At 63.3% G+C, this 21,972-nt stretch carries 15 protein-coding genes; 4 read left to right on the forward strand and 11 right to left on the reverse strand.

Going from position 1 to position 21,972, the window contains the following annotated elements; translation table 11 throughout:
* Window positions 1-41 precede the first annotated feature (41 nt).
* The gene (locus SH412_RS15810; RefSeq protein ID WP_336518980.1) at window positions 42-3,161 is read right to left on the reverse strand and encodes a PSD1 and planctomycete cytochrome C domain-containing protein; all 3,120 of its coding nucleotides are present in this window, start codon (window positions 3,159-3,161) and stop codon (window positions 42-44) included.
* Window positions 3,162-3,822: 661 nt separating this feature from the next.
* Between SH412_RS15810 and mfd the strand changes: the two genes are divergently transcribed.
* Together mfd and SH412_RS15820 are read left to right on the forward strand one after the other, a co-directional pair.
* Window positions 3,823-7,074 carry a transcription-repair coupling factor gene (mfd, locus tag SH412_RS15815; RefSeq protein WP_336518981.1) on the forward strand — a complete coding sequence of 1,084 codons (3,252 nt, stop codon included), beginning with the start codon at window positions 3,823-3,825 and terminating at the stop codon, window positions 7,072-7,074.
* A gap of 138 nt (window positions 7,075-7,212) precedes the next feature.
* On the forward strand, window positions 7,213-8,430 hold the full coding sequence (locus SH412_RS15820) for a peptidylprolyl isomerase (protein WP_336518982.1): 1,218 nt from the start codon (window positions 7,213-7,215) through the stop codon (window positions 8,428-8,430).
* A 4-nt stretch (window positions 8,431-8,434) separates the two neighbouring features.
* Here SH412_RS15820 and SH412_RS15825 read toward each other — a convergent pair whose 3' ends face one another.
* From SH412_RS15825 to mnmG, 3 genes are all read right to left on the reverse strand, one after another.
* Window positions 8,435-9,169 carry a sensor histidine kinase gene (locus SH412_RS15825; RefSeq protein ID WP_336518983.1) on the reverse strand — a complete coding sequence of 245 codons (735 nt, stop codon included), beginning with the start codon at window positions 9,167-9,169 and terminating at the stop codon, window positions 8,435-8,437.
* A gap of 129 nt (window positions 9,170-9,298) precedes the next feature.
* Window positions 9,299-9,877, reverse strand: coding sequence for a response regulator (locus tag SH412_RS15830; RefSeq protein WP_336518984.1), 579 nt, complete (start codon window positions 9,875-9,877; stop codon window positions 9,299-9,301).
* Between the two features lie 540 nt (window positions 9,878-10,417).
* A complete protein-coding gene (gene mnmG, locus SH412_RS15835) occupies window positions 10,418-12,331 on the reverse strand; it encodes a tRNA uridine-5-carboxymethylaminomethyl(34) synthesis enzyme MnmG (protein WP_336518985.1) in 1,914 nt (637 codons plus the stop codon).
* Window positions 12,332-12,569: 238 nt separating this feature from the next.
* On the opposite strand from mnmG, the gene SH412_RS15840 reads away from it, so the two are divergent.
* Window positions 12,570-13,052 (forward strand): T6SS immunity protein Tdi1 domain-containing protein, encoded by a 483-nt coding sequence (locus SH412_RS15840; RefSeq protein ID WP_336518986.1) that lies wholly within the window; start codon window positions 12,570-12,572, stop codon window positions 13,050-13,052.
* A gap of 65 nt (window positions 13,053-13,117) precedes the next feature.
* Here SH412_RS15840 and SH412_RS15845 read toward each other — a convergent pair whose 3' ends face one another.
* Window positions 13,118-13,618, reverse strand: a complete 501-nt coding sequence (locus SH412_RS15845) for a hypothetical protein (protein WP_336518987.1) — start codon at window positions 13,616-13,618, stop codon at window positions 13,118-13,120.
* Window positions 13,619-14,002: 384 nt separating this feature from the next.
* Between SH412_RS15845 and tpx the strand changes: the two genes are divergently transcribed.
* Window positions 14,003-14,512 carry a thiol peroxidase gene (tpx, locus tag SH412_RS15850; RefSeq protein WP_336518988.1) on the forward strand — a complete coding sequence of 170 codons (510 nt, stop codon included), beginning with the start codon at window positions 14,003-14,005 and terminating at the stop codon, window positions 14,510-14,512.
* 160 nt (window positions 14,513-14,672) lie between these two features.
* Here tpx and ruvB read toward each other — a convergent pair whose 3' ends face one another.
* The 6 genes from ruvB to rbfA all read right to left on the reverse strand — a co-directional run bounded on the left by ruvB (window position 14,673) and on the right by rbfA (window position 21,919).
* Window positions 14,673-15,746 (reverse strand): Holliday junction branch migration DNA helicase RuvB, encoded by a 1,074-nt coding sequence (gene ruvB / locus SH412_RS15855; RefSeq protein ID WP_336518989.1) that lies wholly within the window; start codon window positions 15,744-15,746, stop codon window positions 14,673-14,675.
* Window positions 15,747-15,881: 135 nt separating this feature from the next.
* Complete coding sequence (locus tag SH412_RS15860) at window positions 15,882-16,838, reverse strand: zinc ribbon domain-containing protein (protein ID WP_336518990.1); 957 nt, start codon at window positions 16,836-16,838, stop codon at window positions 15,882-15,884.
* Between the two features lie 317 nt (window positions 16,839-17,155).
* Complete coding sequence (locus SH412_RS15865; protein WP_336518991.1) at window positions 17,156-17,911, reverse strand: YebC/PmpR family DNA-binding transcriptional regulator; 756 nt, start codon at window positions 17,909-17,911, stop codon at window positions 17,156-17,158.
* Window positions 17,912-18,014: 103 nt separating this feature from the next.
* Entirely contained in the window at window positions 18,015-20,258 is a 2,244-nt protein-coding gene (locus tag SH412_RS15870; RefSeq protein WP_336518992.1) for a tetratricopeptide repeat protein, read from the reverse strand.
* A 147-nt stretch (window positions 20,259-20,405) separates the two neighbouring features.
* Window positions 20,406-21,368, reverse strand: a complete 963-nt coding sequence (locus SH412_RS15875; protein WP_336518993.1) for a hypothetical protein — start codon at window positions 21,366-21,368, stop codon at window positions 20,406-20,408.
* A gap of 74 nt (window positions 21,369-21,442) precedes the next feature.
* Window positions 21,443-21,919: a 30S ribosome-binding factor RbfA gene (gene rbfA / locus SH412_RS15880; RefSeq protein ID WP_336518994.1), complete on the reverse strand. Its 477-nt coding sequence runs from the start codon at window positions 21,917-21,919 to the stop codon at window positions 21,443-21,445.
* Window positions 21,920-21,972: the final 53 nt, after the last annotated feature.

The raw sequence follows: 21,972 nt of genomic DNA on the forward strand, positions 1-21,972 counted from the left end.
GTCTTCCGCCGTTCCAATCACTAATAACCAATAACTAAAGATCAATTTCGGTTGACGGTTTCGTCGAGGTTGAGGAGGAGGTTGGCGACGATGGTCCAGGCGGCGAGTTCGGTCGCGGGGACGTCGGTCGGCACGGGCGATTCTCCAACCCGGACGGCCTGGGCCGCGTCGTCCGGGGCGGCGGCAAAGCGCTGACGGGCGCGTTCAAACGCCTGAGTGACCAGTTGCAGCTCTTGGGCGTCCGGAGAGCGGGAGAGGACGGCCTGCCAGCCGAAGCGGATTCGTGATTCCGGAGTCTCGCCACCTTCGCGGATCAGGCGATGCGCGAAGGCCCGGGCGGCCTCGAAGTGCTGGATGTCGTTCAGAAGCTGCAGGGCCTGCAGCGGGGTATTGCTCCGTTCGCGACGGGTGCAGAACTGTTCGCGATTGGGACCGTCGAAGTTGCTCATGAACGGCGGCGGGGCGGTCCGTTTCAGGAAGCAGTAGACGCTCCGGCGGTAGAGGTCCGGGCCGTGATCCTGCAGGAAGAATCGCGTGTTGCTGTTGGCGTAGCCGACCGGTTCCCAGATGTTCGGCGGCTGATAGGGCTTCACGCCTCGACCGCCCATCTGGAGGTTGATCAATCCGCTGACGAACAGGGCGTTGTCGCGGACCTGCTCGGCTTCCAGCCGGAGGCGGGCGCCGCGGGCGAGCAGGCGATTTTCGGGGTCGTGAGCGAAGACTTCAGGAAGCGTCGTCGCCTGCTGGCGGAAGGTCGCAGAGTGAACCATCAGGCGGAGGAGTTCGCGGGTATCCCAACCGTGTTCCGGATACCAGAGCGCCAGCCAGTCGAGGAGCTCGGGATGGCTGGGAGGTTCACCCTGCGAACCGAAGTCGTCGCTGGTTTTGACCAGCCCGGTCCCGAAGACCTGCTGCCAGAACCGATTGACGGTGACACGAGCAGTCGCCGGCTGTTCGGGAGAGACCAGCCAGCGGGCGAGATCGAGGCGGTTGAGCCGGGTCTGGCCTTCGGCGGGCTTGAGCGGCGGGAAGATGGCGGGGACGCCCGGCTCGACCTTTTCGCCCGGCTTGTCGTACTGGCCGCGCAGCATGATAAATGCGTCGCGCGGCTCCGCGAGATCCTTGAAGATGAACGTGCCGGGAATCTGGTCCTCGAACGTGATCCGGCTGGCCAGAGTGGCCTCGGCGTCGTTGGCCAGCGCCTGCCATTCGGGAGTCGTCGGCCGGGCGATTTCGCGGAGGTAGAACTTCAGCAGCGCAGCCTTCTGTTCGGGCGTGGCTTCCTTCTCCGGACCGTTCTTGAGGACGTCTTTCAGATCACCGGGCACGCCGTGCGTGTCCTGACCGGTCCGGGTGGTCCACCACTTGCGAAAGGAGGCCCGCGGGTCGTCGGCCGGTTTCAGCTCGCCGGTGATGGTGAGTCCGTCCCACTCGACGATTCCGCCATACTGCGCCAGGGCCACGATGCGGACGGTGTCGCCCGGCGGGAGATCGAGCTGGGCGGTGGAGACTTCAAGGCGGGTCCAGTGGCCGCGGGGCGGGAGGTCACCGATGCGTAACCGGCCGGGCTTGCCAATCTCGCCGCTGCCGAGTTTCTCGGCATTCCCCCAGAGAGCCCGGCGGGTCCCCTTCCCTGCGGTCAGCTCCAGCATCAGCGTGTCGGGAGGCTCGAACGGGTCGAGCTTCACCCAGACCGAGATCCGGCCCTGATCGGGAATGACTAGCGACTGGGTGGGGTTGTCGAACTTATCGTCGTAGTTGACGGCGCTGGCCTGCCGCAAGGCCCGCCAGCCGAGCGGAGCGGCAACCTCCGGGCCGGTCGACCAGGTGGGGTTGTTGCGGGACTCGCTGGTGATGCGGGCGCTCGCCGGGAAGTGATCGTCGAACCAGATGTCTTCAAACGTGGCGGGGGGCAACGGCGGGCTGGCATCGGCCGGATCGACGTGGGACAGACCGGTCAGGAACTGATCGAGCTTCGCCCGGGCCGCAGCCTCGCTGTCTTTCCGTTGCTGCAGCTCCTTCAGTTGCTCGGCGGTCGCCAGTGACTGGAACGGATTCGTATCGCGGACATTGCGATCCATCGCCGGGTCGGCCGAACTGTAGAAGAAGGCGTAGAGCGAGTAGAATTCTTTCGACGTGAGCGGGTCGAACTTGTGATCGTGGCAGACGGCGCAACCGCCCGTCAGTCCCAGCCAGGTCTGGACCGTCGTGCTGGCGCGATCGACGGCGTAGCGATACAGAAATTCCGCCTCGATCGAGCCCCCTTCGCTGGTGGTCACGTTGCAGCGATTGAAGCCGGTGGCGATGAGCTGATCGAGGCTCGGCTGCGGGAGCAGATCGCCGGCGAGCTGGTCGATCGTAAACTGGTCGAACGGCTGGTTGGCATTGAAGGCGCGGATCACCCAGTCACGGTAGGCCCACATTTCCCGTTCGTTGTCGAGATGCAGGCCGTGGGTGTCGGCGTAGCGGGCGACGTCGAGCCAGTGGCGGGCCATCTCTTCACCATGGCGCGGAGACTGGAAGTACGACTCGACCATTTTCTCGTAGGCGTCGGGGGCCTGATCGGCCTCGAACTTCGCCACTTCGGCAGGCGTGGGGGGCAAGCCGGTCAATGTGAAGGCGACGCGGCGGATCAGCGTGGCGCGGTCGGCTTCCGGCTGCGGCGCGAGACCTTCCCGTTCCAGACGAGCCAGCACGAAGCGGTCGATGGGATTGCGAACCCAGCCCTCGTTCTTGACGGTCGGTTCCGGATGCCGGACCGGCGCTTCGAAGGCCCAGTGCTTCTGATAGCCGGCCCCCTGCTCGATCCAGCGGCGGAGGAGCTCCTTCTCGGCGGGTTTCAGTTCCTTGTGCGAATCGGGGGGCGGCATGACCGTGTCTTTGTCGGTCGACGAGATCCGCTTCCAGACTTCGCTGGCGTCTGGTTGTCCTGGCTTGATGGCGACATGACCGTCGTGCTCGGTGAAGGCTCCGTCGGGGATATCGAGCCGGAGCTCGGCCTGCCGGGCTTTGCCGTCGAAGCCGTGGCACTGGAAACAGTTCGCCGAGAGGATCGGGCGGATGTCGCGGTTGAACTGCAGCGTGTCGTCGGCGGTCAATGAACCGGCCGGCCCGAGGAGCAGACTGCCGACGAGGATCGTGCGTCGAATCGAACAGGACATCAGCCACTCCAGGGGGGAGACGCAGGCGGGATCGCAGACGACGGTCCGAAGACCATCTCACACAGCGTACGCGATTTGTCCCAGTGGAGTCCAGAATCCATCAATCCTTGCTGATCTGGCTCTGGTGAGAAATCAGGAAACTGTGACGATATTCCATAAATGTAGCTCAGCGCCGGGTCGAGGAGTTTGAACCACGAATTGCACGAATGGGCACGAATGAAAGGAGAAGACCTGGAACCACGGAGAGCACTGAGGTCACGGAAAAGGAGAGGAGAGTTTGGCTGGAACGGACCTGAGACTCGAACGATTGGCACTCGGCTGCCGGCCAATCACAGGAGCAACGTTCAAGCTCTCCGAAACACGATCGACTGAGTCCTTCCGTGATCTCCGTGCCTTCCGTGGTCAATGCGGCTTCCGTTCTCTCGTCCTTCCGTTCTCTGTTCTGCTCTTCCATTCGTGATCATTCGTGTAATTCGTGGTTGAGGACTTCGCGTCGTCCGTCTGGACTGCGGGCGCTTCGCGATCGAGAATCTCGGTCCTGTACATCGTCAGGCGGCGTTGCTGCGCCTACAATCTGTCCACTGGAAATTCCCTGCCCCGCCGGACGCCTTGCGTTCGCGACGGGGATGATCTGCATTGCCGTCCGACGGGAGATTGACCTGTGTCCGAAAGTCCGACCGGCGTGAAGGAGCTGCGCGAGCTGGTCGGACTGGTCCGTCGATCGACCGGCTTCGACCGTGTGCTGGAGCGGCTGCAGGCGGGCCAGGGGGCGGAAATTGAAGGGACCTGGGGCTCCGCCGCTCCGGTGGCGACGGTGGCGGTGGCCCGCGACTGCCCGACGACAACCCTGGTGATTCTGCCACGGGAAAAGGATGTCGACGAGTTCTCGGCCGACCTGGCGTCGTTCGGCGGGGCGATTCCGCTGGTCCTGCCGGCGTGGAACTCGGTTCCGGACGAACTCTCCATCACCGATCCCATCCTGGGGAGCCGGCTGCGGGTCTTGCGGGAACTGGAAGCTCCCCTGCCCCCGCGGCTGGTCGTGACGACGATTCACGCGCTGCTGCAGCCGGTTCCGAGCCGAGAGTCGCGGGAAACGGCGACTCGCCGGCTGCGGACCGGGACCGAGCTGGATCTTGAAGGATTCACCGCGTGGCTGATCGCCCACGGCTTTGAGCGGATGACCGCAATCGAGCAGCCGGGCGAGTTCTGCCTGCATGGCGGAATTCTCGACATCTTTCCGGTCGACTCGACGGACCCGGTCCGCGTAGAGCTGTTCGGGGACGAGATTGATTCCCTCCGACTGTTTGACGTCGAGTCGCAACAGAAGCTGAAATCGCTGGATGAGATCGCCATCACCGTGGTCAAGCCGGCGGCCGACCAGGCCGGCGGCGAGTCGGCCGGGGTGCAGTTCGTCGACGCCCTGCCGACTGAGAGCTGGGTTGTGCTGCTGCAGTTGCCGGAAGTGATCGAGGAAGCGAAACAGTATCTGGACCGGCTCGGCGACCGGCGGGGGCTGTTCAGCGTCGAGTCGGTGCTGGAGCGCTGCCAGCGTCGACCGCTGCTGCAGATGTCGTCGCTGTCTCTCTCGGCGTACGACATCCATTGCCGGCTGCGGACGGAATCGCTCGAACGGCTGTCCGGACCGCGGGGGGAAGCCCTCAAGGAACTGTCGGACCTCGTCCAACGCGATGAGCGGGTACTGATCGCCTGCCATAACGAGGGAGCCCGCGAGCGACTCCAGGAGCTTCTGACGGAACACGACCCGGACCTGGGCCGGAAGGTCCAGCTCTGCGTCGGCTCGGTCGCACGCGGATTCCGGCTGGCGGACGAACGGCTGATCGTGCTGAGCGACAACGAGCTGTTCGGCCGGACGGAAGTCCGTCGCACGCCGCGGAAGAAGCGGATCGAATCGCGGGCGATCGACAGCTTTCTGGATCTGGCCGAAGGGGATCTGGTCGTCCATCTGGCCCACGGGATTGCGCGGTTCCGCGGCATGCAGATTCTGGAGAAGGAGGGGCAGAAGGAAGAGCACCTGCACCTGGAGTTCAAGGAGAATCTCAAGCTCTACGTTCCGGTCTCGCTGATTCACCTGGTCCAGAAATACATCGGCGGCGCGAAGACGGCCCCGGAACTGTCGAAGCTGGGGGGGAACTCGTGGGCGAAGAAGAAGCAACGGGTCGCCGAGGCGGTGACGGATCTTGCTGCGGATATGTTGCAGCTTCAGGCCGAGCGGGCGGCCAAGCCCGGTATCGCCTGTCCGCCCGACAGTCACTGGCAGCAGGAGTTCGACGCCTCGTTCCCGTACACAGAGACTGACGACCAGCTCCGGGCCATCGCCGACTTGAAGGAGGACATGGAACGTCCCCGGCCGATGGACCGCCTGATCTGCGGCGACGTCGGCTATGGGAAGACCGAGGTCGCCATGCGGGCCGCCTTCAAGGCGGTCGACGCGGGCCGGCAGGTCGCCATCCTGGTCCCGACGACGGTCCTGGCGGAGCAGCACTTCCGCAGCTTCAGCGAGCGGATGGCGGAGTTCCCGGTCACGATCGCCTGCCTGTCGCGGTTCAAGACTCGCGGCGAGCAGAAGGAGATTCTCGAAGGTCTGGCCGGGGGGGGGATCGACATCGTGATTGGGACACATCGCATTGTGCAGGCCGACATCCGCTTCAAAGACCTGGGGCTGCTGGTCATCGACGAAGAGCAGCGGTTCGGCGTCGAAGCCAAGGAGATGCTCAAACGGCTCAAGCTGGAGGTTGACGTTCTGACGCTGAGCGCTACGCCGATTCCGCGGACGCTGCACCTGTCGCTGATGGGGATCCGGGATATTTCCAGCCTCGAAACTCCGCCCCAGGATCGCGTGGCGGTGGAGACGCGCGTCACGCGGTACGACACGCACCTGATCCGTCAGGCGATCGTGCGGGAGATGAACCGGGACGGTCAGATCTACTTCGTCCACAACCGCGTCTACAACATCGAATCGATTGCCGACCGGATCCGGTCGGCGGTTCCGGAAGCGACGGTCGACATCGTCCACGGGCAGATGACCGAGCACGAGCTCGAACGGGCCATGCTGGGGTTCGTCTCGCGACGGACCGATGTCCTGGTGGCCACGACAATCATCGAAAGCGGCCTGGATATCCCCAATGCGAACACCATCTTCATCAACCAGGCCGATCAGTACGGACTGGCGGACCTGCACCAGCTCCGCGGCCGGGTGGGTCGTTACAAGCACCGGGCGTACTGCTACCTGCTGCTCGACGAAGGCAAGACGCTGACGCCGCTGGCGTCGCGCCGGCTGAAAGCGATTGAAGAGTTCAGCGAGCTGGGAGCCGGCTTCAAAATTGCCATGCGGGATCTGGAAATCCGCGGTGCGGGAAACATTCTCGGCACCGAACAGAGCGGCCATATCGCGTCCGTCGGCTACGAGCTCTATTGCCAGCTCCTCGAGAACGCCGTCCGGCTGATGAAACGGGAGCCGCTGCGCGAGAACCGCCACGTTGCGGTGGACCTGCCGCTTTCGGCCTACCTGCCGGTCAACTACGTTCCACCCGGCCGGCCCAAAATCGAAATGTACCGCAAACTCTCCAGCATCACATCGCTGGAGCAGCTCGAGCAGATGCGAGAAGAGTTGCGCGATCGGTTCGGGCCGATTCCCGAGGAGGCGGAAAAACTGCTGCAGCTTCGGGAACTGCAGGTGCTGGCGCAGTACTGGCAGATCGACGACATTCACCTGGAGGAGGGGTACGGCGTCCTCGGCTACCGGAATCCGCGTAAGATTCAGAAGCTGGCGAAGATGTCGCCCCATCCGCTACGGATTGTCGACGATCGAAATGCGTTCCTGGTGCTGCCGCACCGGCTCAACAACGTCGACAGTCTGCTGGCGGTGTTCAAATCGGTCTTGCAGTGCCGTTAGCCGCCAATCTATAAACCGTTCCCATCTTCGCCTTTCCCGAAAAACCTGAAATATGGCACACCTTCCGGCTCGCACGGTTGGACCGTGCTGGTCTGCGTCACGGACCGACGCTGAAACCTTCGCCATGGCGGGCCATTGATGCGACGAGTCATTCCGGGAATCCTGTTCGCACTCTGCCTGATGGGCTGTAACGCCATCAAGAAGAAGTACGACAATCCCGTTTTCGCCGCCGCCCCCCGCCGCATCGCCGACGCCGAAGACGTCCAGGTGGCCGAGAAGGCCGCCGAGGACGGCAAGGAAGAAATCCTCACGGTCGCGGCGACGACGTCTCTGCCGACCGCGGAGGAACTGGAAGCGGAGTCGATCGAGTTCAACAGCAGCGTCGTGGCGACCGTCAACGGCGCACCGGTCTTCGGTTCGGAGATCGTGGAGCGTTACGGCGGTCCGCTGCAGCAGGCGCGGCAGAAAATCGCCGAGCAGCGCGACGTTCTGCCGCCGGCCAAATACCTGCAGATGATCGAACAATATCGCGTTTCGCGCGATCAGATCGTGAGACAGGACCTGCGGTCGCACATCGAGCGGCGGCTGCTGATCGAGCTGCTGAAGGCCGACATGAAGGCCGAACAGATCAAGCAGATCGAAACGCAGCTTGAAAAGCAGTTCGAGGAAGCCGAACTGCCGAAGCTCAAACGCGAGCTGAAGGCGTCGACGAAGCCCGAACTCGAACAGGAGCTGCGGAAGCGGGATACGAGCATTGCGACGATCCGCAACTCGTTCATGTCCAACATCATGGCGATTCAGTACGTGCGGGCGAACATTCCGCGCCCCGATCCAGCGACGCGGCAGGAAATCGTCGACTACTATCGCGAACACCGGTCCGAATTCGAAATCGAGGCGCGGGTCCGCTGGCGGCAGATTCAGTGCATGTATGCTCGACCGGCCGCCCGCGGCGAGGCCGAGAAGAAAATTCGGACCGCTCGCGGCGAGCTGCAGCGCGGCCAGCCTTTCGAGGCGGTCGCCCGCAAGTACTCCGAGGATCCGTTTGCCAAAACGGGCGGCAACTGGGACTGGATTACGCCGGGGAGCATGGCCGACAAGGACCTGGAAAACCGGCTGTTCGAACTGCCGGTCGGCGAAGTCAGCGGCATTTTCGAAGGGAAAGATTCGTTCCTGGTCGTCGAAGTTCTGGAACGCGAAGAGGCGGGCGTCCGGAAATTTGCCGAGGTGCAGAACGAAATCAAGGACAAAATCGACAAAGAACGCCAGGCCGAAGCTCCGCGCGAGTTCCTGAAGAAAGTCTGGGACAGTGCGGTTATCGAGTCGCGCTACGATCTGCAGGGAAGCCCGCAGCAGTAGCCGGTCAGGGCCGCTCAGTCACCGGCCACCAGGTGGCGACGGTCGTCGGTCCGCCGGGCGCGGACTCAATCGCAATCCGTCCGCCATGTGCGGTCAGGATTCTCCAGACCTTGCACAGACCGAAGCCCAGGCCCCGTCCCGCCTGCCGGCCGGAATAGAACGGGTCGAAGGCGTGCCGGCGCTCGACGTCGGAAAATCCGCGCCCGGCGTCGAGGACTGCGATTCTCGCCTGGTTCGACTCGACCGTCGTCTCAATGCGGATTTCACCGCCGCCGGGCAAGATCGCCTCAGCGGCGTTTCGCAGCAGTTCGTGCAGAGCCACGGCAAACTGCACGGGATCAACCAGCAGAGTGATTCCCGCGGTCGGCCCTGCCGAGAGAGTCACTCCCGGCCAGTTCGGGGCGCCGGACCATTGCTGGATGACGTTCTCAAGCAGATCGTCCAGCCGGCAACGTTCCGGCTGCGGAACGGGGGGGCGGGCGAACAACATGACGTCGCCGATCATGTCGCGTACGCGATAGGCCTGGGCGCCGATGGTCAGCAGCGCCTGCCGGCGCGCCGGGTCGACTTCATCCCGAAGGAGTTGCTGGACTCGTCCGACGATCGTGGCCAGCGGATTATTGATTTCGTGCCCCGCCCCGGCGGCGAACTCGCCAAGCGCCGCCAGGTGATCGGCATCCGGTTCGAGAGAAAACGAACTCGCCGGAGCCTCTTCGGAATCTGTGGCCTGTCCGGACATGGGGCGAGATTTCCCGAGCGGTCTATGCAAACGCCTCCGGCAGCAGAGCCGGAGGCGTTCGGAATACGTTGGCAAACCTGACGGAGCCGGCCGGCCCGCTGCTGCCGGCGCGGCGTCAGGCCGCTGCGATCAGGCTCCGGCGGGTTCGACGTCGAGGAAGTGACACATCCGGTCGATCAGGGCGTCGACTTCGAACGGCTTCTGCATGAAGTCGTCGGCGCCCGCCGCCCGCAATTCCTCGATCTTGTCGTGCTCGACCATGCCCGAAATACAGATGATCTTGGTGTCGTCGAGAGCCGAGTCGCTGCGGACCCGCTGACAGACTTCCTTGCCGTTGATGTCCGGCAGCATGACGTCCAGGACAATGATGTCGGGGCGATACTCCCGGACCATCATGCCTGCGTCGAAACCGTTGTTGGCGATGCGAATCTCGAACCGGCCGTCCCGTTCGAGCTCGTCGCGGATGAGTTCGACGAGCTCTTCATCGTCGTCGACGATCAGCGCCTTGCGACGTCCGCTTTCCAGCGCGTCGGTCGGGATGCCGTTTTCTTTCATGAACTTGAACAGCACGTCGCGGGGAATCCGGCGGAACCGGGAGCCCGGCACGCGAAACCCTTTGAGCTGCCCGGAATCGAAACACCGGATGATCGTCTGCTGGCTGACCTTGCAGATCTTCGCGGCTTCGCCGGTCGTGAACACAGTTTTCATGGGCTGATCCATCCTTTGCAGCGGCCCGCTCAACGGCGCACGGGCGCGGGGCAATGACCTCTCCAGACTCCCTCCGCGAGAGGACTGGCAAACTCCGTTTCCGCCAGGATGGACTCGATCGGTTCCAACCGGAGCACTGGACGGCCGAAACCTCGGCGTGCACCGGAACTGGCAGGCTCTGCACCGGGTGTTGCCATCCTGGTTCAACCCCCGGCTGCCACCTCAACGACTGATAAATCCATGAACGCAGAGTTTACCGACTTTTCCGCAGAGCCCGATTGTATCCATTCTGTCAAATCGGTCAACGTTCTTTTGCTTCTTTAGCCCCCCCGAGGATTCCCGCCCCCCGAAGTCCGCGCAGATTCTTAATCCTCCCCCCGGTAGCAGCTTACGGTCACCAGTAAAAAACCCCCGATCCTCCCGACCGGGTCAATCCTCCAGACACAGCGTCTCTGGCATAACGCCAACACGCGATCGGCAGGATGCAATTTGCCATCAGTTCCAGGGGATTCTGCGAAACACGCGCAACGACACCCTGCGTCAGACTGGCGCAGAAGAGGCGCCGGTGAGCCGCTCCGGTTCGCGGAGGTAGAGCATCAGGACGGTCAGGTCGGACGGCGTAATCCCGCTGATACGCCCGGCTTGCCCCAAGTCCGCCGGCTTCACCTTCGCCAGCTTCTCCCGGGCCTCGCGCCGCAACTGGGGGATGCCGTGATAGTCGAACGCCGCGGGAATCCGGATTGATTGCGTCTTCTGATGCTTTTCGATCTCCAGCGACTGCCGCCGGATGTACCCCGCGTACTTGACCTCGATTTCCACCTGCTCCCGCGCGCGATCCGTGATGGTCAATTCCGCCACGACGGACAGGCGTTCCGCGAGCCAGCTCCAGTCAACTTCCGGACGCCGCAACCACTCTTCGAGCGTCGGCCCCTCATGCCGTTCGCGACTGAGCAGATGGTTGGCGGCGGCGATTTCCGCTTCGTGCTGCTCAAATCGTCGCCAACGCTCGTCCGTCACCAGTCCGATGCGCCGGCCGAGCGGCGTCAGCCGGCGGTCGGCGTTGTCCTGCCGGAGCAGCAACCGGTACTCGGCCCGGGACGTAAACATGCGGTAAGGCTCGTCGACGCCACGCGTCACCAGGTCATCAATCAGCACCCCCAGATAGGCCTGGCTGCGGTCGATGATCAGCGGCGGCTCCTCCTTCAACTTGAGAGCGGCGTTGATGCCCGCCATCAGCCCCTGCCCCGCCGCCTCTTCGTAGCCGGTCGTGCCGTTAATCTGCCCGGCGAAATAAAGACCGGCGACCCGCTTGGTTTCGAGCGTCGACTGGAGCTGCGTCGGCGGGGCGAAGTCGTATTCGACCGCATAGCCGTAGCGCATGATCTCCGCCCGCTCCAGCCCGCGGACGGAGCGGATCAGTTCGTCCTGCACGTCCCGCGGCAGGCTGGTCGAAATGCCGTTGCAGTAAATCTCCCACGTATTCCGCCCTTCGGGCTCCAGGAAGATGTGGTGCGAGTCCTTCTCGGCGAACCGCACGACCTTGTCTTCAATCGAGGGGCAATACCGCGGCCCGGTCGACTGGATCTGCCCGGAATACATCGGCGCCCGGTGCAGGTTCGCCCGGATCAGCGCGTGGACGTGCGGGTTGGTCTCCGTCAGCCAGCAGGGGAGTTGCGACTGCTCGATCCGATCGGTCAGAAACGAGAAGGGCTGCGGATCGGCGTCCCCCGGCTGTTCTTCCAGGACGGAGTAATCAATCGTCCGCCCGTTCAGCCGGCAGGGGGTCCCGGTCTTGAATCGCTGCAGCTCGAACCCCAGTTCGCGCAGCGAGTCGGACATCGTCGCGACGGTTCCATCGCCGGCCCGGCCGCCGGCGGTCTTCGCCTCGCCGGTATGCATGATGGCCTGCAGGAAGGTCCCTGTGGTGACGATGACCGCCCGGCAGCGGTAGACGCCGCCTCCCCGGACGGCGACGCCAGTGATGCGTGCGTTGAGCGTTGAGTGTTGAGCGTTGAGGAATTCGTCTTCTCTCTGACTCTCATCTCTCAACTCTCCCCTCTCAACTATCAACCCTTCCACCGTTTCCTGGCGCAGCGTCAGTCCCGGCTGGTCTTCGATCCGGCGTTTCATCTCGAACTGGTAGGCCTTCTTGTCGGCCTGGGCGCGGGGGCTGTGCATGGCGGCCCCCTTACTCCGGTTGAGCATGCGGAACTGCAGCCCGGTCGCGTCGATCACCCGGCCCATTTCACCGCCGAGGGCGTCGATCTCGCGGACGATCTGCCCCTTGGCGACGCCGCCGATGGCGGGATTGCAGCTCATCTGGCCGACGGAGTCGCAGTTCATGGTCAGCAGGACGGTGCGGGCGCCGAGCCGGGCGGCGGCAAGGGCGGCCTCGCAGCCGGCATGTCCGGCGCCGATGACGGCGATGTCGTAGTCGTAGTGGGAGGTGGGCATGGGGCGGGATTCGGGATTCGGGCTTCGGGCTTCGCAGAGCAGACGCGGATCGCTCATTGCGGGACTGGGTATTGTGACCGTTGAAAGCGAGAAGTGCGAACGTTCCGGGCTTGAGGCATTCGCAGCATTTTTTTTTGCGGCAGGGTCTTAACGAGGCCGGCCAGCCAGAGTACTGTACAGTTTCAAGCGGCATGTCCCGATCATTCCACTCCGTTTCCCCTCAGTTCGCGAGTCTGCCATGCCCATCACGATGAACGACCTGACGATCAGTCCCGACGGCATTGACTTCGATTCCTTGCTCGAGCACTGGGAGTGGGCCATGCCCGAGCCCATGCGACCCGTCCTGCTCACCGCCATGGGAGATGCCTTTGCACAAGGCGAATCCAAGGCCGTTTACTTTGTGGACGTCATTGGCGGCGAAATCCGCCCCGTCGCCGATGACGGCGCATCGTTCCAGAAGCTGCTGGAGGACCGGGATTTCGTGACGGACCACATGTATCCCGCCCGAATCGTCGAACTGAGGAAATGCGGTCTGACACTGCAGCCGCGGGAGGTCTACAGTCACACGCAACTGCTGGTTCTGGGAGGCAAAGACGACGTCGACAACATCGAAACAACGGATGTCAGCGTCCATATCGGCATCCACGGGCAGGTCCATCGGCAGGTCAGGGATCTCCCCGAAGGAACTCCGATCTCCGAGATCAACATCGACGTCGAATAATTGCTAATAGATTGACCCGCGATGGACCGCCAGCCTGCCGCTTTCGAGAATCTCAGATCCGGCGGCTAACGTTCGAGCGACGCCGGAGGGATCAGCGCGTCCTCCTCCGGCGGATCGGCCGGAACGCTGATCTCCACATGCTGCTGCCCCTTACGATGGTTGATCGGAATCCCGCGATACCGCCGGCTGCCGCCGGGGAGCGTGTACTCCACGAGAATGGTGTCAAACTGGTAAACGGTCTTGTACTTCCAGCCGCCGGTCCAGGTCTGGCGTCCTTCGATGTCGAGGCGGACCGGGTGCGATTCTGAACCGCCTGACTGCGGTAACGTCGCCAGCCATCGGGCGATCGTGTCCGGTTCTGGATCGCGCACCAGTTCCTCGAACTGTCCGTGTCGAATCAAGCCCCAGCGGATCCGCCCAGGGATGGCAGACTGGCCTTGCAGACTGACATGCAATTGAAAGGAACCGTGTTCAAACGACCGACCGCCGGTCAACAAAACAACCAGCACGCCGGCGATCGCAGCGAGAACCAGCCATTCGATGAGTGTCAGTCGCCGGAGAGACATGGTTGACCTCGTCGAGTTCACAGAGCGTTACTCATGTCACCCGATCGGAACTGCCTCGGAGCCCTCACCCGGCCCCCTCTCCCAACGCGGACGGCAGGCGAGGGGGCGGAGCGGCCGCAATCATGCTCTCCGTTCCGTGTCCTCCATCCGTTCTGTGGTTCACACTCTTCCTCGTCCCCGTCTTCATTTGCGTCCATTCGTGTGCTTCGTGGTTCCCTCTTCTCCGGACTTCGTCTTCTCCGCGTCCTCTGCGACTCCACGGTAAATCCTCTTCACGCCGGGCTTTGAATCCGCCCCCTGCCCTGCAATACTTGCTGCGGCAAACGCGAAAATCAGGCCGCGGGCCTGCACATTCATTCTAGACACCTGCACGGAGATGGAACCATGAAGCGGACGGGCGCGGTCACTTTCAAGGGAGGTCCGGTCGATCTCAAGGGGCGCGAGCTGAAGGTCGGCGATCAGGCGCCCGATTTCAAGCTGCAGGACACCGGCCTGGCCGATGTCTCGCTGGCCAGCACCCCCGGCAAGTCGATCATTCTGGTGGTCGTCCCCTCGCTCGACACCTCGGTCTGCTCGCTGGAGACCAAGAAGTTCAACGACGCCGCCAAGGCCAATCCCAACGTTCAAATCTACAGCGTCAGCATGGATCTGCCGTTTGCATTGAAGCGGTGGTGCGCGGCCGAAGGGGTTGAAAACGTCAAGGCGGTCAGCGCCCACCGCTGCACCGACTTCGGCAGCGACTACGGCGTGCTGATCTCGGGCGGCCCGCTCGATCGCATCCTCTGCCGGGCCGTCTTCGTCGTCGGCGCGGACGGGAAAGTCAAGCACGTCGAATACGTCAAGGAAATCGCCTCGGAACCGGATTACGATGCGGCCCTGGCGGCGGCGAAGTAGGCGGGATCGTTGAGGGTTGAGCGTCGATCGTTGAGAGTCAGATTCGATCGTCTCCGGGTGGCACGTCCCTGAGTCTTCGCAGGGCGTGTCTTCGGTAAGAAGTCCACGCCCATCGCAGAGCCTCTGGGGCGTGCCACCCGATTTGCTTTCCTGGGCCCGATCAGAACAGCTCACGCTGGCCTGGACCTTTCGGCGGGTGCTGGCCCAGGTGTTCCAGGCCGGAGGCGGTGATGACCCGGCCGCGCGGGGTGCGCTGGATGAAGCCGCACTGCAGCAGGAACGGCTCGACTTCGTCTTCGAGCGTGTCGGGGGGGACATTCATCGTGTGGCCGATGGCGTTGAGCCCTGCCGGCCCGCCGGAGAAGACCGAGACGATCGTCTGCAGGTAGCGCCGGTCCTGGGCTTCGAGCCCCAGGTGATCGACTTCCAGCATCGCCAGCGCCCGCTTCACGACCTCGTCGGTGATCCGCCCTTCGGGTTCGTGGACCGTGGCGAAATCCCGCGCCCAGCGGAGCAGATTATTGGCTTTGCGGGGCGTCCCCCGGCTGCGGCTGGCAAGCTGCAGAGCCGAGTCTTCCGTCGTCGTGGTCCGCAGTTTAAGGGCGTTCCGCCGGACGATTTCCGACAGATCGTCGATTTCGTAGAAGTCGAGGTGCTCGCGGACGACGAAGCGATCCCGCAATGGGGCGGTCAGCATGCCGCTGCGCGTCGTGGCCCCGACGATTGTGAAGCGTTTGAGCTTCATGTTGATCGTCCGGGCGCTCAGCCCTTCGCCGAGGACGATGTCAACCCGGAAATCTTCCATGACCGGGTAAATGAATTCTTCGACGGTCGGCGGCAGGCGGTGGATCTCGTCGATGAACAGCACCGAGCCCTGGGCCGCGTTGGTGAGGTAGGACAGCAGATCCTTCGGCGCCTGCAGGGCCGGACCGGAGGTGATCTGGCATTCGACCCCCATCTCGCGGGCCATGGCCATCGCGAGCGTGGTTTTGCCGAGTCCGGGGGGGCCGTCGAGCAGCAGGTGCCCCAGTGGCTCTTTTCGCATGCGGGCGGCGTCGAGGACGATTCTCAGGCGTTCGACGACTTTCCGCTGGCCGACGACTTCGTCGAGTCCTTGAGGGCGCAGTTCGTCGTCGAACTGCTCGTCGTCGGGATTGAAGGCGGAACCCGAGCCGGCGGGCGGACCGTCGTCCTCGTCATCCGGACCGCCCTGAAAGACCTTGTGCCGTGCCATCCGTGCTCATCTCGCGCCGCAGACCTGCGGGCGGATTTCCGTGGCCGCCCGGTCGGGACCATCTTAGCGAAGCGCCCCGGCGGGCAAGAGGGCGCGGGGGGAAAATCCCGCCCGCGCCTCGCTTCGGCCAGACATTTACGCGGCTTCGACTTCGACGACCGTCGGCTGGCCGCTCATTCGCAGGTAGGCGACGGTGTTCATCATCGCGATCAATGGAGCCGCCACCAGCAGCCCGACGCCACATGCAAGCAGTCCCAGAATCGCGATCCCGGTGGACGCGAATCCAAGCACCAGCAAGGTCAAGCGATTCCCCTTCGTCAGCTCCCAGGCGCGCGACAGCGACTCAATCCCCGGCAGGTCCTCGGCAATCAGCACCATTGCGAACGGCGAAAGAGCCAGCGCGACAATTATGCCTGGAATGATACAGAGGACAAATCCGATGCCGACGGCGATTGCAAACACGATGTTGCAGAGCACCATCCGCAAGAAGAACCGACCGCCGCTGAAGAGTTCTCCGAGACTGGCCTGTTTGCCTCGTGCCAGTTTCAGCAGAATGATGTTCTGGCCACACATCAAGAATGCGCCGAAGATGTTTGCCGGAATCTGCCAGAGGTTGCCGAAGATGACCAACGACGCGTCGGCCTGACCGTTTTGCTGCTTCTGCATCTCCGCCATGAAGCTCATGACATATACGGGAGACGCCGCCAGCAGGTTGAGAATCCCTGCGACAAGGACCAGGGCCACCAGAAATCCCAGATTGCGTTTGGTAATCTGCCAGGCTGTGGAGATGACGTCGCCTGTTTCAATGGTCACTGGACCGCCGGGCGTCGGTCGGCTGGTGTCCGCCGAGAGTTCCTCGCCGCAGGCGGGGCAGTTTTTCTCACCGCGCGAGACGTCGGCGCCGCACATCGGGCAGGGGCGCGAGGGCCGGGGCGATTTCGCGATCGGAGCGTCTTCGACGGTCTCTGCGGGCGATGCATCGGGGACGGTGACCAGCTCGCCGCAGCCAGGGCACTTGGCCTGCCGACCGGCCTTGCTTTCGTCGGTGCTGAGAAACTTGCCGCACTTCGAGCAATGAAACTCAATCGCCATGTTTGCGGTTTCCTTCGAGTAAGAAAACTGTCCCCGATGATCCCCCGCCCGACACGACGTCAGACGGCCACCTGCTCAGTCGGAATCGAGAAAACGGCGCAGCATCGCTCCGTCACTGCGCAACCGGATTGTCTGTCCGGAGAACACCGACAGGCCGCCGCACAACTCAAACGCAGAATTCGGACAGAACGATCAAACATCGCCACGAATGCGGCCTGGAATGCCTCTTACATTACCTGCGCGATGCGCCGGGAGACAGTAGCGGACTGGCAGAAAAGTCACGGTCGGGCAAAGAATCCCCGGGGACTCACGACCGGTCATTCCGCGGCAAGTTGGGCGGCCAGGCTGTCGGCGATGTTGAAGTTCGCCATCACGCTCTGCACGTCGTCGTTGTCGTCGAGCAGTTCGAGCAGCTTCAGCACGCTGCGAGCCGTTTCGAGGTCTTCCACTTCGACCTTGTTGGCTGCAATCCGGGTGACTTCGGCCGACTCCAGCGGAATCTTCTCGGCTTCGAGGGCGGCGAGGACCTGCTGAAAGACGTCGGGGGTGCAGGTCACTTCGAAGAATTCGCCGGCAACTGCGACGTCGGACGCGCCGGCTTCGAGCGCGATCTCGAACAGCCGCTCCTCGCTGACCGCGGAGACGGGAACCAGAAAGAGTCCCTTCCGCTCGAACATCCAGGCGACGCAGCCGGTGCTGCCGAGATTGCCGCCGTTGACTTCGAAGATCTTGCGGATCTCGCCCGCGGTGCGATTGCGGTTTTCGGTCAGAATTTCGCAGAGGACGGCGACGCCCCCTGCGCCGTAGCCTTCATACAGGACTTCGTCGTACTGTTCGGTATCGAGGGCGCCGGTGCCCTTTTTGACCGCGCGATCGATCGTATCGTTGGGCATGCTCGACTTGCGAGCCCGATCGATGGCGTATCTCAGGGCCAGGTTTGCTGCGGGATCGCCGCCGCCGCGGCGGGCGGCGACGATGATCAGTCGCGCCAGCTTCCCGAACAATTTGCCGCGTTTCTTATCCGCAGCGCCCTTTTTGTTCTGGATATTCGCCCAGTGGGAGTGGCCGGCCATACTTCAGGAATTCCGCCAACGAGGTCGTAGTGAGTGTCGTCGTCGCCCCCGCCGCCGCGTGTGGCGCGTTACGGGGGCCGCCAGAAATGAGCGCCGCGTCCGATCAGGGAGAGCCTGGAGCAGCGGGCTTCGGCTTGTCCCCCTGGGGAGCGTGCTCCTTGAGCTTCTGCTTGAGCCGCTCGACGACTTTGGTGTCGGGGTGCTTTTCGGCATTCGCCTGTTCCAGCGCTTTCTGCCACGCTTCGACCGCCTTGTCCATCAGCTTGAGCTGCTGGTAGCAGTCTCCCAGGTGATCGAAGAGCGTGGCGTCTCCGGTGCCGGTCGACTGCTTGATCGCCTCTTCGAGCGGGCCGCGGGCTTCTTCGAACTTGCCCCGCTTGAACAGGACCCAGCCCAGGCTGTCGAGAAAGGCGGCGTTGTCCGGCTCGGCGGCGATCGCCTTGCGAATCATCTGCTCCGCCTGCTCCAGGTTCTTCCCCTGATCTGCGTAAAGGTATCCCAGGTCGTTGTTGACGCCCGGATCTTCCGGGCTCTCCGCGAAGATCTTTTCGAGGATTTCTTCGCCCTTGCGCATCTCGCCTTTGAGGACGAAGATGTTCGACAGGTTGGACTGGCAGCGGCGAACGATATCCTTCTGATCCGGAAACTGCTCGATCACTTTTTCGAACCGGGTGACCGCTTCGTCGAACCGGTGCGCGTGGGAAAAGATCCAGGCTTCCTGCATCAGCAGCAGCGGACTGTCGGGCACTTCCTTCAAGGCATCGGCGACAGCGGCCAGAGCCCCGTCGGTGTCGCCCGCCAGCGCCAGAATCTGCGAGAGCATATACAGGAAATTCGGCCGCCGGTCGGCCAGTTCGGGCTTGTCGACCGCCGCCCGGTAGACTTTCGCGGCCGCGTCGTAGCGTTTCGCTCCCGCCAGCAACTGCCCCCACTCCGAGTAGACCAGCGGCAGACGCTGCTTCGCCAGCGGCGCCGACAGCTCATAGAATTCCGAGGCCGCGTCGTACTGCTTGCGTTCTCCGGCCAGCTTGGCCAGGAGGTAGCACTTTTCAAACGACAGATCGGGCGGCTCGGCCTTGGCGTCCTGCCGACCGACTTCGAGCAACTGGTTCACCATCTTCTCGTCGCCTGCCACGGCTTCGAGTTCCGATCCCAGCGTCTCCAGCGAATCTCCGCTGGCCCGGCTGACCGCCTTGGCGAGAACGTCGAGCAGTTCGCGGGGACGGTCCAGCTTTCGTAGCACCTCCGCCAGTCCCATATACCCGGCGGTGTCGCTCGAGTCTTTCAGAGACTCCTCGTAGACGCTGCGGGCGCGATCCAGCTCTCCCGCCGCAGCCAGCCGCTCGGCGAAGTAATACTGCAGCGTATTGTTCCGCGCGTCATCCTTCGCCATCGCTTCCAGACGCCCCAGCAGCTCGTCCGAGCGATTGAGCTTCTGCAGGATGTCGGCCAGCAACTGATAGGCGTCGCGACCTTTAGATTGCCGCTGGGCATCGAAGTAGGGCTGCAGTTCCGCCAGGGCTTCGTCGGGCTTATCCGTCAGCAGCAGGACCTTGGCGCGGAAGAACGAATAGTTGCCGGAGCTGATCTTGTTGGCTTTTTTGGCCAGTTCGAAGGCTTCGCCGGCCGGCACGGCCCGTCCGGCATCCAGCAGCACCTGTCCGGTCGTTTCCAGGCTGGTCCGCTTGTCGTTGAGAAGCGCCTGCCGCGTCCGCAGGTCGAGACCATACTGGGTCGGCGATTTCAGCGCGTCCAGCAGCGCCTCGTACTGATCGGCGGCCTTTTCGTTCTGGCCGGTCGCCAGATACAGAATGCCGAGATTCCGGACCAGCAGGACATATTCGGGCGAGTACCGATCGAGCGCGGGCGCCGCGGCGGCCTGCTCCAGATACCGGATGGCGTCGGGAAGTCGGCGCTGCCCCGCCAGACTGGTGGCGAGCTGCTGCAGGAGTTCGACATTCTGGGGATCGAGCTCCACGGCGCGCGTGGCATACTTGATGGCGTTTTCCGTCTCTTCGAGCTGGAACGCCAGCGGAACCAGATCGCGATAAATTTCGACCGCCTGGGGATCGATCGCCACCGCCTGCTGAAGCTGGGCGTAGGCCAGCTTCAACTTGCCCCGACTCTGCAGCAATCTCCCCGACATGTAATGCGAAACGGCCTCGATCCGAGCCTGCGTCTGTGCGTCCCGAAGCGTTTTCGCCCGCAACGGACTAACGATGTCATCGGACTCCTGCTGCGGCCGAAAAACCTGCTCGGGAGCGGCCCTCAGCAGGGAGGGCGTCGGCGCGGCTGCCAGCGCCAGCAGCAGAACAACACGAGCGGACCGTCGCGGGAGGGTGGGCATGGGCCGGAATCCTGTTCGACCTGTGGACGCCGCAAATCCTTCGGGCGGCGAGACCTCCGAGATTGTAGCCGCGAACTGCCGCAGGCACCAAGGCCCGGTTTCCCCGATGGTCGGAACGAAATCCCGCGGCCAAGGACTGTCGACGAACTATCTGGCCTTTTTGACAGTTTTCTTGGCGGCCTTCGGCGTCGCTTTGGAACCGGACTTCGGAGCCGGCTTCGCGGCCTTCGCCGGTTCGGCGGGCTTTTTCGACGGGGCGGCTTTCGCCGGAGGAGCTTTGACGGGCGGGGCCTTCGCCGCCGGCGCCTTCGCGACCTTGACGGGCTCAGGCGCCTTCGCGGGCTTTGCGACCGCCTTCGGCGCCGCCTTGGGTTTCGGCTTGGGCTTTGGAGCCGTCGCGCCGTGCTTCCAGAGATCCGCCAGCCGGTCCAGACTGTCGCCGGCCTCGTGCCCGCCTTCTCCTGCGCCAGTCCCGTCGAAGAAGGCGGAATTGATGCGAGGATCGGTGGCGATGCAGCGCAGCGAACAGCAGAATTGCTCCGCTTCCGCCTTGCGGACAGCGGACTTGAGGGTCTCGCCGATTTCCTCGGCCGACATGCCCGGGCTCGCCAGCCCGAGCCAGATCAGCGCCCGCGCCGAAGATTCGTCGATCGGCAGCAGGTGAGCGCCGATGGTCTCCTGGAGCGTGTAGGTCCGGACGAACGGAGTGATGTGCTTGATCTTTGCGAGCTGCTTCATGGCCAGTTCGAGGGTCTTCTTGCGGAGTCCTTCGAACTCAAAGCTATAGCCCTTTTCAAAGACGTACTGCAGGACCGCCCGGAGGCGATAGGCGCGGATATCCGCGGTTTCGGTGTCGTCGAAAATGCGTTCCAGTTCGTTGACCGAACTGACGCGGGCTTCATTGAGATCGGGAAACTCTGTCGAAATCCGAGCGTACCAGCGTTCGGAGGATTCGACGGGGGCGTCTTCGAGGCAAACCGCAAACAGCATCGTTTCGAGGACGGGTCGCCCCCCTTTGGGGACAGTCACCTTGTACTGCTTTTTGATGGCAGGAAGCAGTTTCTTGATCACTGCGGTCCGGTCGGATGCCTTGGTTTTCGTTGCTGCCATAGGTTCTTGCCGTTCGCTGGATCCGTGTCGTCTGATGGGTTGGTGCTGCTCAGCACGCTGCCGCCACGTGCCGATCAGGCGGATTCGGGCCGGCTTGCCGGCCGCTCGTCGGCCGAGGAATCCTCCGATCCGACGGGATCGTCGAACGCCTCTTCCGTTTCGGTCGAAAGCACATCGTCAATCGGTTGCAGGGCGTCGGGTTCGGCGCCGGCCCCGAGCGACTCGCGGATGAGTCGAGTGGCTTCGGCGCTTTTCTTGACGCCCTGATCGAGAATGAAGCGAATGACGGGGGTGTAGCGCGTGTCGATCCGATCGGCGATTCGGGACTGTATGAAGCCGCGCGCCGACTCCAGACCGTGCATGCAGAGCGACTGCTTCTTGGCGTCTCCCATGACCGAGACGTAGATCTTGGCGGTGCGCATGTCGGGCGCAACCACCGCCTGCAGGACAGTGACGTTCTGCACGCGAGGATCCTTGAGGTCGAACAGGATCGCCGAGCTGACCGCTTCCCGGACAGCTTCGGACGCCTTGGCTAGCCGCCGCGCATTCATCAGTCTGAAGTTCCCCTCCCCGCAGATGCCGTTTCGCGAGCCGCCGGACCGAT

This window comes from Planctellipticum variicoloris (genome assembly GCF_030622045.1).
GTDB lineage: Bacteria > Planctomycetota > Planctomycetia > Planctomycetales > Planctomycetaceae > Planctellipticum > Planctellipticum variicoloris.